The 13,017-nt window shown below is 69.8% G+C and carries 13 protein-coding genes; 3 read left to right on the forward strand and 10 right to left on the reverse strand.

The genetic code is table 11. The features are described 5' to 3' along the window. Nucleotides 1–78 precede the first annotated feature (78 nt). The 9 genes from OHO83_RS42965 to OHO83_RS43005 all read right to left on the reverse strand — a co-directional run bounded on the left by OHO83_RS42965 (nucleotide 79) and on the right by OHO83_RS43005 (nucleotide 9,445). Entirely contained in the window at nucleotides 79–276 is a 198-nt protein-coding gene (locus OHO83_RS42965) for a hypothetical protein (RefSeq protein WP_266680702.1), read from the reverse strand. A 12-nt stretch (nucleotides 277–288) separates the two neighbouring features. Beyond that, nucleotides 289–1,746 carry a sulfatase family protein gene (locus tag OHO83_RS42970; protein WP_330280642.1) on the reverse strand — a complete coding sequence of 486 codons (1,458 nt, stop codon included), beginning with the start codon at nucleotides 1,744–1,746 and terminating at the stop codon, nucleotides 289–291. Then, complete coding sequence (locus OHO83_RS42975) at nucleotides 1,743–3,131, reverse strand: glucoamylase family protein (RefSeq protein WP_330280643.1); 1,389 nt, start codon at nucleotides 3,129–3,131, stop codon at nucleotides 1,743–1,745. Before OHO83_RS42975 ends, OHO83_RS42970 begins: the two co-directional genes overlap by 4 nt. Before the next feature lie 27 nt (nucleotides 3,132–3,158). Further along, nucleotides 3,159–3,959, reverse strand: a complete 801-nt coding sequence (locus OHO83_RS42980) for a fibronectin type III domain-containing protein (RefSeq protein ID WP_329437109.1) — start codon at nucleotides 3,957–3,959, stop codon at nucleotides 3,159–3,161. Between the two features lie 101 nt (nucleotides 3,960–4,060). Beyond that, a complete protein-coding gene (locus tag OHO83_RS42985; RefSeq protein WP_329437110.1) occupies nucleotides 4,061–4,948 on the reverse strand; it encodes a carbohydrate ABC transporter permease in 888 nt (295 codons plus the stop codon). Then, nucleotides 4,945–5,931 carry a carbohydrate ABC transporter permease gene (locus tag OHO83_RS42990; protein WP_266680709.1) on the reverse strand — a complete coding sequence of 329 codons (987 nt, stop codon included), beginning with the start codon at nucleotides 5,929–5,931 and terminating at the stop codon, nucleotides 4,945–4,947. Before OHO83_RS42990 ends, OHO83_RS42985 begins: the two co-directional genes overlap by 4 nt. Nucleotides 5,932–5,935: 4 nt before the next feature. Further along, nucleotides 5,936–7,177 carry an extracellular solute-binding protein gene (locus OHO83_RS42995; protein ID WP_330280644.1) on the reverse strand — a complete coding sequence of 414 codons (1,242 nt, stop codon included), beginning with the start codon at nucleotides 7,175–7,177 and terminating at the stop codon, nucleotides 5,936–5,938. A gap of 155 nt (nucleotides 7,178–7,332) precedes the next feature. After that, nucleotides 7,333–8,388: a LacI family DNA-binding transcriptional regulator gene (locus tag OHO83_RS43000; protein ID WP_330280645.1), complete on the reverse strand. Its 1,056-nt coding sequence runs from the start codon at nucleotides 8,386–8,388 to the stop codon at nucleotides 7,333–7,335. Nucleotides 8,389–8,611: 223 nt separating this feature from the next. Then, nucleotides 8,612–9,445, reverse strand: a complete 834-nt coding sequence (locus OHO83_RS43005) for a phytanoyl-CoA dioxygenase family protein (RefSeq protein WP_266680715.1) — start codon at nucleotides 9,443–9,445, stop codon at nucleotides 8,612–8,614. A gap of 158 nt (nucleotides 9,446–9,603) precedes the next feature. Here OHO83_RS43005 and OHO83_RS43010 point away from each other — a divergent pair, with 158 nt between their 5' ends. Continuing rightward, entirely contained in the window at nucleotides 9,604–10,461 is an 858-nt protein-coding gene (locus tag OHO83_RS43010; RefSeq protein ID WP_330280646.1) for an AraC family transcriptional regulator, read from the forward strand. 226 nt (nucleotides 10,462–10,687) lie between these two features. On the opposite strand, the gene OHO83_RS43015 is transcribed toward OHO83_RS43010, so the two are convergent. Further along, nucleotides 10,688–11,314 carry a maleylpyruvate isomerase family mycothiol-dependent enzyme gene (locus OHO83_RS43015; protein WP_266680719.1) on the reverse strand — a complete coding sequence of 209 codons (627 nt, stop codon included), beginning with the start codon at nucleotides 11,312–11,314 and terminating at the stop codon, nucleotides 10,688–10,690. Nucleotides 11,315–11,479: 165 nt separating this feature from the next. Here OHO83_RS43015 and OHO83_RS43020 point away from each other — a divergent pair, with 165 nt between their 5' ends. Together OHO83_RS43020 and OHO83_RS43025 are read left to right on the forward strand one after the other, a co-directional pair. Further along, complete coding sequence (locus OHO83_RS43020; RefSeq protein ID WP_266680721.1) at nucleotides 11,480–12,379, forward strand: bifunctional helix-turn-helix transcriptional regulator/GNAT family N-acetyltransferase; 900 nt, start codon at nucleotides 11,480–11,482, stop codon at nucleotides 12,377–12,379. 121 nt (nucleotides 12,380–12,500) lie between these two features. Next, complete coding sequence (locus tag OHO83_RS43025) at nucleotides 12,501–12,998, forward strand: GNAT family N-acetyltransferase (RefSeq protein ID WP_266680723.1); 498 nt, start codon at nucleotides 12,501–12,503, stop codon at nucleotides 12,996–12,998. Nucleotides 12,999–13,017: the final 19 nt, after the last annotated feature.

Genomic DNA, 13,017 nt, shown 5'->3' on the forward strand with positions numbered 1-13,017 from the left:
CGACCTGAGAAGGCCGCGACCCACATCAGAGGGGCCGCACCGCCGTCCGGCGGTGCGGCCCCTCGAACGCCGACGGCGTCAGCCGGCGTCGGCGCTGATGAGGATCCGCTTGTCGTGATACGTGACCGAGGCACGGCAGCCGTCGCCCGACGACGAGGCCTTACCGGCCGCCGCCGCGGTGTTCAGCGCCCCGGAGGCCGGCGCCGGGGCCGCCCCCGCGCCCAAGCCGCCGAGGACGGTTCTGGGGCGCGGAGCGGATGCGGCGGTGACCGGCACGGACTTGCCGCGTCATCGCGGCTCCTCGGCGCTCACGTGCTCCGGTGTGTCCAGGTACGCCAGTTGCAGCGCGGTGAGCCGCGCCGTGAGGTCCTCGACGACCTGCGCGTACCCGGGGTCGTCGTACCGGTTGTGCAACTCGTCCGGATCCCGCTCCAGATCGAACAGCTCCCACTGCGGCGCACGGGTCCGCGGCGACGCCCCGACCTGCCCCGAACCGTGGCCCGGGTAATGGATCAACTTGTGCGTCCGGGTGCGGATCCCGTAATTGGCCTGCACGCCATGACACACGTCCAGATGCTCGAAGTAGCGGTAGTAGACGGCGTCACGCCAGTCGTCCGGCCGCTCGCCTCGCAGGAGCGGCAGCAGACTCCTGCCCTGCATCCGCTCGTGCGCGGGCACATGGGCCAGGTCGAGGATGGTCTGCGCGTAGTCGACGTTCGCCACCAGCTCGTCGCACGACGACCCCGGCTCCACCACGCCCGGCCAGCGCACGACCAACGGGATGCGCAGTGACGGCTCGTACATGAACCGCTTGTCGAACCAGCCGTGTTCACCCAGATAGAAACCGTGGTCGGAGGTGTACGCGACCACGGTGTCGTCCGCCAGCCCGCCGACATCGAGATGGTGCAGGACACGGCCCACGTTCTCGTCGAGCCCGGCGATCACCCGCAGATACTCCTTGATGTAGCGCTGATAGCGCCACTCCCGCTCCTCCCGCTCCGAAAGCCCCTCGGGCACCGGCATCTTGAGGTCCTGCGGCAGCAGGTCTGACATCCGCATACGCCCCTCGGCCGCTGCCCCGGCCCGGTTCGCGTAGTCGTCGTGGAGCGTGGCCGGGGCGGGAATCTCCTCGTGCTCGTACAGGTGACGATGGCGCTCGGCCGGCTCGAAGGCGCGGTGCGGCGCCTTGTGCTGGATCAGCAGCGCGAACGGCCGCTCCGGATCCCGCCGGTCCAGCCAGTTCAGGGCCAGGTCGGTGATGATGTCGGTGACGTAGCCGCGGTACTCGTTCTCACCGTCGGCGGTCAGGAACGTGGGGTCGTGGTACTGCCCGTGCTCCGGGAGGATCTCCCAGTGGTCGAAGCCGCACGGGTCACTGACGCCACCGTGCCCCAGATGCCACTTGCCGACGATCGCCGTCTGATAGCCCGCCGCCTGCAACATCTCGGGGAACGACGGCTGACGCGCGTCGAACTTCTGCCCCGGCTGCTCCAGCGTCGTCATGCCGTGCACATGGCTGTACGCGCCGGTGAGGAGCGTCGCCCGGGCGGGCGAGCAGATCGAGTTCGTACAAAAAGCGTTGTCGAACCGCATGCCTTCGGCCGCGAGCCGGTCCACCGCCGGGGTCCGGTTGATGACACTGCCGTACGCGCCGATGGCCGGCACCGCATGGTCGTCGGTCATCATCAGGATGATGTTGGGGCGCCGGACGGGGCGGCGGCCCTGCACGTGCATCGGGTCCGTCATGTTCCGAAGTTCTCCTTCGCCAGCAGCGGCCGCACGCGTCGCGCGAACCCTCCGCTGCGGAACGGGCCTTGCAGCAGCCCCGGCTTGAGCACCTGGGCGAGCGCCGCCGCGATCATGCCCTGGTCCAGCGCGAGCACGTGGTCGCTGACCCGGCCCGTGTTCACGTCGACCGAGTCGCGGAAGCCCAGCCCGTCCTCGTACGCCCCGAAGTCCCGGGCGATGCGCTGCAGGTTGGTGACCGCCTCGTCGCGCGCGAACGGCATCGCGAGGAAGGAAGCGTGCGGAGTGACGACGCCGCCGGAGGTGTAGCCGTCGACCGCCATGCCGAGGGCGTCCACGCCGTAGGTGGCATAGCCGCCCGCGGGGACGTCGGCAGGGGAGAAGCCCCAGTAGCCGTAGGCCTCCTCGACCATGCCGTGCTCGATCTGACTGCGGACGTAGCGCTGGTGGTTGAGCCCCCACGCGCCCGGTGACCACGCGGCCTCCGGTACGAACAGCGGCACCATCAGGGCCTCGAACATCGATCCGCCCCAGGAGGGGACGATCTTGCGGCCCCGATACGTGTAGTGCCCGCGCCACAGCCGCACACCGTCGACCGTGACCCACTCACCCTCGGGCTGCTGGTCCTGCTCGGCGCCCGGCTCCAGGGTGCGGAAGGTGTGCCAGTAGTGCTCGCCGGGCAGCGAGCCGTCGGCGATACCGAGGTAACTGGCCATGCGTGGCTCGGTGTTGAGCGCGCCGTACCAGTGTGGGGTGAAGGTCTCGGTGGCCGTGGAGTACCCGCCGTGCAGCTGGCCGGGGTTGGCCGCCGGATCCGCGGCGTCGTACGGCGTGTAGTAGAACGACCAGTCGGCGTCCGCGAGCAGCCGTGCCACGCGTGGGCGCAGCTCCGCGTCGGCGTCGGCGGCAAGCCTCAGGCCCGTGACCAGCCACGCGTTGTCGACGGATGACAGGAACGGGTCGACCGGGTCGCCGCTGCCCGGCCACGAAGTGAGGGTCTCGCCGGTGTAGGCGTCGTACCAGTTGAGCCAGAATCCGTGGGCGCGCTCAAGCCGTTCGACGGCGCCGACCGTGCGGGCGAGGCGGCGGTGCATCGTCGTGGCGTCGATGACCCCGAGCCCGCCGGCCGCGACCGTTGCCCACAGCCCGCAACCGATGTTGGTCGGTGAGGTGTTGACGGACGGCGTGAGCCTGCTCGCGGTGACGTCCATCGTGTCGGCGGTCAGGCCGAAGTCGGTGGTCAGGGCTTCGATGGAGCGGTACGTGTCGCGGAACCAGCGGCGCAGCAGGGCGTCGGTGTCGGCGCCGGCGGCCGTGCCGGTGGCGCCGAGAGCGAGGGCGGTGGACGCGCCTGCTGCGGTGGCGAGGAAGGTGCGGCGTTTCATCCGTTCTCTCCTGTGAGGGGGGCGTGGTCAGACACGGGACAGGTGGAGCGAGCGCAGGCCCGGCAGCGGGACGTCGAGCGACAGGGACGCGGTGCCGTCCGGTGTCGAGGTCAGCGGCGGGAGTGGCTCGTGGGGCAGGGGGGTGCCGAATACGCCGCGGGCCGTGAGCCGGGTGTCGCCCAGTGCGCCGCAAGCCGTCGGGGCATCGGTGGGAAGGGTGTCCGAGCAGTGCAGTGAGGCCGCGTATGAGGCATCCGGGGCGAGGCCGGTCACCCGCACGACGGCCGTGCGGTCGAGTGCCGGCGATCCCGATGACATACCGGTGCGGTCGGCGGCCGTGTTCCACACCACGACGTGCACGTGCGAGCCGTCGTCCGTGTGACTCGCCACGGCGCGGACCAGGGCCTGGGCGCCGTCGCCGGTGACGTGCGGGAGTGCGGTGCCGGTGGCGTCGACCGTGACCGTCACGGTCGCGAGGGCGATACCCCGTGCCTTGACGCACCCGGGAACGGGCGTCGGGGTCGGCGCGCCGGGGCCGTCGTCGCTCAGGGCCGCGACCTTGTACCAGTAGCCCCGTCCGGGTTCGGCCCAGGTGTCGGCGTACGCAGGGTGAGGGAGTGGTGGCCCGGTCAGGGGCTCGTAGGGGCCCTCCGCGAACGGCGAGCGGTGCACCGTGTAATCACGGGCGCCCGGCACCGGCTCCCAGGTCAGGAGCACATGGCCGGTGCGGTCCTCGGCGCGCAGCCCGGCGGGTGGTGGCAGGGCGACGACCTGCGGAGAGTGCGAGGTCCGGCGGGGGGCGCGCTGTGTTGCGATCCTCGGTGACATGGTGGTCCGCCTTTCGAATGGATGCGCATACATTCTCGGCGTACGGATTCACCGACTCCCGCCCCCTGTGGCACGGGACGGGAACCGGCCGATGAGAAGGGCTACTTCAGCCCGGCGGTGGCGATGCCCTGGGTGAAGAAGCGTTGGAGCAGGACGAAGACGAGCAGCACCGGCAGCACCACGAGGAACGCTCCTGCCATCAGGACGCCGTTGGAACCGTCCGCCTGGGTCGGGTCCGTGGCGAACGTGGCGAGGGCGACCGGGAGCGTGTACTTGGCCGGGTCGTTGGTGGCGACCAGCGGCCACAGGAAGTTGTTCCAGGAACCGAGGAACACGAAGATCGACAGTGTTGCCAGGGCCGGCTTGACCAGCGGCAGCACGATCCGCCAGAAGATGTACCACTCGCGGGCGCCGTCCATCCGTGCCGCCTCGAGCAGTTCGTCCGGGATGGCCTGGATGAACTGCCGCATGAGGAAGACACCGAAGGCCCCGGCCGCGAACGGCAGGATCAGTGCGGCGTAGCTGTCGATCAGGCCCATCGCGCTCATCATCACGAACATGGGCAGCAGCATGAGGTTGCCGGGCACCATCAGTGCGCCCAGCACGATGCCGAAGATCGGCCGCTTCCCGGCGAAGTTCAGCTTCGCCAGGGCATAGCCGAGCATCGAGCAGAACAGCAGGTTGCAGACGGTCACGAACACGGCCACGAGCAGGGAGTTGAAGAGCGCCTGCCCCACGTCCATGCGGTCGAGCAGTTCCCGGAAGTTGTCCAGCGTCCACTCGGACGGCCACCACACCGGCGGGCTCGCGCCCAGCTCCCGCTGCGTCTTGAACGACGACAGCGCCATCCACAGGAACGGCGCGACCGTCACGATCAGCCCGACGGTGAGCAGGACGTAGACGAGTGTCCGACGGGCCCGGGCCGCGGGATCCCGCCGCGCCTTGCTCGCCGGGGCCGCGAGCGGGGCCCGGGTCTCAGTCGTGCTCATGACGTCTTGTCCTTCAGGAGGCGGAGCTGGAGCGTGGTGATCGCGAGGACGATCACGAACAGGACGTACGCCATGGCGCTGGCGTAGCCCATGTGGAAGAAGTCGAAGCCCTCGCGGTACATGTGCAGCGAGATCGTCAGGGTGCTGTCCGACGGGCCGCCGTCGGTCATCACGAACGGCTCCTCGAAGACGTTGAGGAAGCCGATCGTGGTCATGACGGCGACGTAGAGCATGGTGGGCCGCAGCAGCGGCACCGTGATCCTGCGGAACTCCTGGAAGATCCCCGCGCCGTCGATCCGTGCCGCCTCCCGAACCTCCGTCGGAATGGCCTGCAGACCGGCGAGGAAGAGCACCATCGCCGAGCCCATGTTGCGCCAGACGGCCATCATGATCAGGGAGGGCATCGCGAGTGTCTCGGAGCCGAGGAAATCCGGTGTCTGGATGCCGAGTTGGTGGCCGAGGCCCGCGATCAGGCCCTCGCTGGGGTCGAGGACGAAGCGCCAGATGACGGCGACGGCCACGATGGCGGTGACGACCGGCGCGTAGAAGCCGACCCGGAAGAAGGTGCGCAGCCGGTCGATGCCCGAGTTGAGCAGCACGGCGGCCGCCAGACCGCTGCCGATGGTGAGCGGCACGCCGAGGATCACGAAGTACCCGGTGTTGAACAGTGCCTTGACGAACTTGTCGTCCTGGAACAGCTTCGTGTAGTTGTCCAGGCCCACGAACTGCGCCGACAGCGGATCGGTGACGTTGCGCAGACCGAAGTCGGTGAAGCTCATCAAGAGCGTGGCCACGATCGGGAACGCCATGAAGGTGAGGAACAGGACCAGGAACGGCGTGGAGAACAGCCAGCCGGACAGATTGTGGCGGGACAGCCGGTCCCGACGGCGCCCGTCGGGACCGGCGCCGTCACCCTGGGCCTTCGGCACCACTGCGTCCTGCCCGGCACCAGGCGTACCGGCCTGTGCGGTGGTGGTGCTCATGGGGTCAGCCCACCAGCCCCTCGGCCGTCTTCTGCAGCGCCTTCGCGGTCGCCGCCGGGTCCGCGCCCTGCGAGATCTTCGCCAGGGCGCCCTCGACGGCCGCGGCGTACTCGTTCCACTTCTCCAGCGGCGGGATCGCCTTCGCCGTGTCGAGCGAGGTCTTGAAGGTGGTGAGCGAATCGCCGCCGCCCTTCAGGGCGGGCTCGTCCCAGGCGGCCTTGTTGGCGGGCAGCGCCTTGTCCGCCTCGTACCACTCGGCCTGCACCTTCGGCGTGGTGAGGTACTGGGTCAGCTCCTCGGCCGCCGCCTTGTGCGCGCTGTTCTTGAACGTGACGAGGGACGCGCCGCCGACCCAGGAGGTCGAGGTCTTGTCCGCCGGGACGGGCACGACCTTGTACTTGTTCTTGATCTGCGGCTGCTGGTCGTCGATGTTGCGCACCATCCACGGGCCGGACTGGAACATCGGGCGCTTGCCGGAGCCGAAGTCCTTGGTGACGTCGTACCCGGGCGTGAAGGTCTTCTTGGCCAGACCCTTCTTGAAGTAGCCGGCCCACTCGGTGAACGCCCGTATCGCCGCGGGGGAGTCGAGGGCCGGCTTGCCGTCCTCGCCGATCAGTTCGCCGCCGGCCGAGTACAGGTACTGCACCCAGCTCTGCCAGGCGCCGGTGCTGCTGGGCTGCAGGTCCGTGCCCCACTCGGCGCCCGCCTTCTGGTAGGCGGCGGCCAGGGCCTGCTGCTCCTTCCATGTGGTGGGGGCCTTGTCGATGCCGGCCTTCTTGGCGAGGTCGGTGCGGTAGTAGAGCGCGCGGGTGTCGGCGTACCAGGGAACGCCGTACGCCGTTCCGTCCTTGACGTTGCTGTCCCAGGTGGCGGGGAAGAAGTCGGACTTCTTGAACGTCTTGGTGTCCACCGGCTCCAGGGCGTCCAGGGCGATGAACTCGCCCATCATCGTGGAGCCCATCTGGGCCATGTCCGGCGTCTTCTTGGCGGCGATCGCCGACACCAGCTTCTGGTGCACGACGTCCCAGCCCACCGGGGTCACCTTGACGGTGATGTTCGGGTGCTGCTCGGTGAACTCGTCGGTGACTGCCTTGAGGCGGGTGCCCTCCTCGCCCATGGCCCACACCGTGAGCGTCTGCTTCTTGTCCGCTGCCACCTGCTCGCCCCCGCCGCTTCCGCAGGAGGTCAGGGCGAGCGCCGTCACCACCACGGTCGCGGCGACGCTGACGGACTTGGTGCGTGTCATGGGGCCCTCCAACACATTCATGTATGCGCTGTACGTAAGCGCATACATGACCTTGTAGTACGAGGAGGGCCGACTCAAGGGGTCTGGAGGTAACGCTTCCGTAAACGTGCGGAAATCCGCGAACGCGTAGCCGGCGAAGGGCGGTTACGCCCCGCTCAAACCGCGCGTTCGTCTGCGCATCCGCAGCTCGCCCGGCGCGTCACGGTCACTGGCAGCACGCGTACCTCGGCCGCCCGTTCGCGCTCGTGGAGCCGGGCGATCAGCAGCTCCACGGCCACCTCGCCCAGGAGCCCGGTCGGCTGCCGTACGGTCGTCAGCGTCGGCCGCACCAGACGGCTCAGCGGGATCCCGTCGAAGCCGGTCACGGCGATGTCGTCCGGGACGGCGACACCGCGCGCCTCCAGGACGTGCAGCGCGCCCACCGCCATCTGGTCATTGGCGAACACCAGGCCGTCGGGCATGGCCTCGTCCCGGTCGAGGAGCTCCAGCGCGGCCTTGCGGCCCGCGGCCTGGGTGAGATCGCCTCTGGTTTCGGGCGCTTTCGGCAACGGCAGTCCGGCCTCCAGATGGGCGGCCTGGAAGCCACGGAAGCGCGCCTCGCCGTCAGGCGAGTCGGCCGGGCCGCCGGCGAAGGCGAGACGGCGCAGCCCGTGGTCGACGATCAGGTGCCGCGTCAGCTCCAACTGGCCGTCGAAGTTGGCCACTTCGGCATGGTCGTAGCCGGCGTGCCGTTCCCCGGCCAGCAGGACGACGGGCTGCCGTCGCCCCACGACGTCGAGGTCCTCTTCGGTCAGCGACTGCGCGAGCACGGCCAGACCGTCCACGCGCCCCGCCACCTCGGCGAGTTGCCGGCCGGCCTGGTCGGCGTGCGCGGCCGAGATCAGCAACGCGTAGCCCTGGCGCCGCGCCGCACGCTCCATGCCGCGGATGACCTGGTCCGAGTAGAGCACCAGCTCGGCGTCCTCGGCGCCCGGCGCGTGCTCCGCCTCGGTGTCGTGGAAGTCAGGGAAGCAGAGCCCCAGCACTCCGGTCGCGCGGCTGGCGAGCCCGCGGGCGCTGCCGCTCGGCACATAGCCGAGCTCGCGTGCCGCGGCCAGGACCTTGTCGCGGGTCGCCGCCCGGACCGCGTCGGGGTTGCGGTAGACGCGCGACACGGTCGCGATGGAGACGCCCGCCTGTTCGGCCACGTCGTACACCGTGGGAGTGGTCATCCTGCTGTCTCGCCTCGCCCCTTCGCCCGGCACCCTGTGGCGTGCCCGGCTGCCCGCCGTCGTTGCTGAAAGCGCATTCAGCCTACGGTCGGGTCGGGTGCCGGGGCAACATACCAGGTGCTGGTGCTGGTGCTGGTGCTGGTGCTGATGGCGGTGGCGGTGGCAGATGGCCACCGGCCGCAGGCGACGGCCGTCGGCCCGGGGTCCTGCGGGAGCGGTGCCGTCAGTGGCGCGCGTCGTACAGCACGGGGTTGAGCGGAGTGTCCGGGACCTGGCCGATCGCCGTGCCGGGCATCCAGCCGCGGTCCGCGGCCTGGTGGTCGTTCGTGGGCTCGGCGACGCGGATGTCGGCGTCCATGTAGATCACCGTCATGACGCGGCGCGCGACGGCGGCGCGGTTGGGCCCCGCGTGATGGAAGGTCCACCCCCGGTGGAAGCTCGCGTCGCCGAGCGCGAACGGTTCCACGACGTCCTCGAAGTTCTGCTCCCGGACGGTCTCCTTGAGGCGGGCCTCGGACTGGTCGGATATGGGCAGGTCGCGGCCGTACGCGAAGAGGTGGCTGCCGCGGGCGAAGGCGAGCGGGCCCATCTCCACGGGGGTTTCCTGCAGCGGCAGCCAGACGGTCAGGCAGCGGTCGGAGGACAGGGGCCAGTAGTACTGGTCCGCGTGCCAGGGCGTGATGCCGCCGGACGGCTCCTTGTACAGCGCCTGGTCGTGGTAGAGCCGCACCGCGCGCACGCCGAGCAGCTCGGCGGCGATCCGCGCGAGACGCCGGGAGAACACCAGCTCCTTCACCTTCTCGTTGTGTTCCCACAGGTTCGTCACCTGAAGGAACGCCTTGCCGTAGGTGTCTCGCTCCGCCAGCGGCAGGTCCTGGGTGTTGAGCCGGATCACCTCCGAGGTGATCGTCGGCTCGTACGCGGCGATGGTCTCGGGCGTGAGCACGTTCCGCAGGTGCGCGAACCCGTCCCGGTCGAAGTCCGCCACGGCGTTCGACGGCAGGCCGTCGTAGGGGCGGTCGAGCTCCGGCATGGGCGACGTCGCCGTAACGGTCATGGCGGACTTCTCCTCGCTGTATCGGCGTGGTGCTGGTCCTGCGGGAGGCAGGTCTCCACCGTCGCAGCGGACGCACGCGGGTGCTACGCCGCCAATGACCCGTTCCGGTACTCATTTGCCCCGTAAGCGGCCGGCCCGCCTGCGCTAGCCTGCACGCCGTGAAACCGCGCCACGAGCATTGGAGTCTCCCCGAGGACACCACCTTCAAGAGCTTCATCCGGCGGGAGAGCGCCTTCGAATTCGGCTGGCATTACCACGCCGAGTACGAACTCGTGCTGATGACCGAGGGGGCGGGCACGCGGTACGTGGGTACCACCGTCGAGCCGTATGCGCCCGGGGACCTGATGCTGATCGGCCCCGACGTGCCGCACACCTTCGTGTCCCGGCCGCACCCCGACGGCGTCGCCGAGGCCGCCGTCGCCCAGTTCCGCTACGACTTCCTGGGCCGCGACTTCTTCGCGCTGCCACAGTTCCGTGCCGTACGCGCGCTGCTGGAGCGATCCGCCTGTGGCCTCCTGTTCGGCCGGACCTCCGACGCCCTGCGCGCCCGGCTCACCGGCCTGCCGGAACAGCGTGACAGCGCGGCGGCCACGGTCGCCCTGCTCGACGTCCTGGGCCGTCTCGCCCACCAGGCGGACGACACCGCTCCGTTGACCAGGCAGGGATACGCACCCGCCCCCGACACCCAGGCGCGCCGCCGCGTCGACGACGTCTGCCGCCACCTCCAGCGGGCACACACCCGACCGGTCGAGCTCGTCGAGATCGCCGCGATCGCGCACATGGCACCGACCTCGTTCAGCCGCTTCTTCCGCCGCACCATGGGCCGCACTCTCACCGACTATGTCAACCAGCTGCGCACGGAGACCGCTTGCCGGCTGCTGGCGACGACCGAGCTGCCTGTCACGGAGGTGGCTGCCCGCAGCGGATACCAGAACCTCTCCAACTTCAACCGCCGGTTCCTGGAGCTTCAACGCATGCGTCCCAGCGAGTACCGGGCAGCGCATCTGCCCAGGTGAGCCTCGGGCCGACCGTCATGAATCCCACGGTCCCGAGCCTCGTCCTGCAGCCAACACGCATGGAAGCGGAGTCCGGGTGATGTCCCGTCCTGGGGCTGGTTCTTGGGGCTGGGACGGGGGATGGGGGATGCGGTCCGGGGATGGGCCTGAGGCCGGCGGAGACCGCCCCGCATCGCGGACCGGGTAGACGGGGAAGACCGGCTAGACCGGGCAGACCGGAGAGAGGTCAGACGCCTTCCCTCAGCGTGGCGACGCCGGGCCCGCGGAGGTCGTCGAGTGCTACTCGGCGCCCCGTCACAGCCAGGAGCAGAGACAGCGCAGGCCCGTTGACCTCCGGCCCGGTTCCGATCGTCAAGTCGGCATCTGTTGACGCGAGTCGAATGCGGGTCAGCAGCTCCTTGGCACCGCCGAAGGACGCCGGTGTGCGGGTCTGCAGGCGGAGTGATCTGACGACTGCCTGCGCGGGGTAGGTGCGGGTGAGGCCGAGGGGCCGGCGGATGTCCTCGCCGTGGACGATTTCTTCGACGAGCCGGCTGTCGAGGGGTGCCGGGGGTGTCGATGTGCGCGATGCCGCCTGACGGAACCGCTCCAGGGTCTCCTGCGGTGTGCTCCGGCGTTCGCGTTCCACACCACGGGTGTTCTGGCGATCGAAGTCGAACCGTGCGAGGGCCAGGTCCTTGACGAAACCGAGGCGTGTCGTGCGGGCCGTGTCGACCAGATGGGCGAGCACGTCGTGCACGGTCCACCCGTCGCAGAGCGACGGTTTCAGCCACTGATCGTCCTCCAGGTGCGTGAGGTCGTCGATGAGCGCCGCACGCTCGGCGTGCACGATGGCCCAGACATCGTCCGTCACAGCTTCTCCTTCATCGGCTCAGCGTCTGCCGGCTAGGACTTCGGGGACAGCGAGAACTCATCGTCCGGCGCGCAGGGGATCCGTTCCGCGACGAGCACCCTGCGGTGTGTCCCGCCTGCGCGCAGAGGCTGGCCCGACCACAAGTCCCTGACTAAAGTCAGAGATGTGGATGGAATGCAGATCGACGCGGTGCGGCGGTTCAACCGCACAGTCAGTGAACGTGTGGGCGTGCTGCACGACCATTACCTGGGCCTCGACCGGCCCGTAGCCGAGGCGCGGCTGCTCTGGGAGATCGGCGCGCAAGGCCGGGACGTACGGTGGCTGCGCGAGCGCCTCGGGCTCGACTCCGGATACGTCAGCCGGCTGCTGCGCTCCTTGGAGACGGACGGCCTGGTGACGGTGGAGCCGCAGCCGCAGGACAGGCGGGTGCGCACCGTACGTCTCACCGATGCGGGCCGCGCGGAGTTCGCCGTGCTCGACCGGCGCAGCGACGAACTGGCCGGCTCTCTCCTGGAGCCGCTCAACACCGACCAGCGCGCCCGGCTGGTCGCGGCCATGGCCGAGGTCGACCGGTTGCTGACGGCCGCGACGGTCACGCTGGACGTGGTCGCCCCGGACCGCCCGGACGCCGAGCACTGTCTGCGGTCCTACTTCGCAGAGATGCGGGAACGCTTCGAGGCCGGATTCGACCCCGCGCGGAGCCTGCTGCCCGACGCGGGCGAACTCCGGCCGCCGCACGGCGTGTTCCTGGTCGCCAGGCTGCACGGCGAACCCGTCGGCTGCGCAGGTCTGAAGCTGCCGGCCGGCGCACCGGCCGAGATCAAACGCATGTGGGTCGATCCCCGCACCCGGGGCCTCGGCCTCGGCCGGCGGTTCCTGGCCGAGTTGGAGAGGAGGGCCGCCCAGCACGGCTGCGATGTACTGCGCCTGGACACCAACAAGGCGCTCACCGCCGCGATCGGCCTGTACCACTCGTGCGGCTTCCAGGAGGTCGCCGCCTTCAACGACGAGCCGTACGCCCACCACTGGTTCGAGAAGCGAATCAGCGCATCGCCATCGGGTTGAGGGCTCTGGCGGGCCGGCGGGTTGCGTGCCGGATGTCGAACAGCCTGGTGCGTGCGAGTAACCGCGCCGTGTGGACCCGTGGGGGACCACCCGCGCGTCGGCCGGTTGTAGCCTCGCTCCCATGAGCTGGCTCCCGGATGACTTCGTCCACCCCGTCCATGTGCCCGTGCCCCGCACCGCGCTGCACCTGCGGCCGATCCGCGAGGCGGACACCGCGCTCGACTACCCGGCTGTGATGGGCTCCCAGAAGCGGCTGTGGGAGATCTTCGGTCCGGCCTGGGCATGGCCGAACGAGTCGATGACCTATGAAGAAGACCGCATCGATCTGCTGCGCCACGAGAAAGAGATAGCCGCGCATCAGTCGTTCAACTACGCGCTGCTGGACGAGGAAGAGACGGCGGTCCTCGGCTGCGTCTACATCGATCCGCCCGAGCGCACCGGCTCCGACGGCGAGATCTCCTGGTGGGTGGTGGACGACCTCGTCGGCAGCGAGGCGGAGCGCGCGCTCGACGCGCTCGTTCCCGAGTGGATCGCCGCCGACTGGCCCTTCCGCAAGCCCCGCTGCCTGGGGCGGGACATCACCTGGCAGGAGTGGCTGTCGCTGCCGCCCACCACGTGACCGACCTGACGGTCCAACG

The organism is Streptomyces sp. NBC_00569 (assembly GCF_036345255.1).
Classification (GTDB): domain Bacteria; phylum Actinomycetota; class Actinomycetes; order Streptomycetales; family Streptomycetaceae; genus Streptomyces.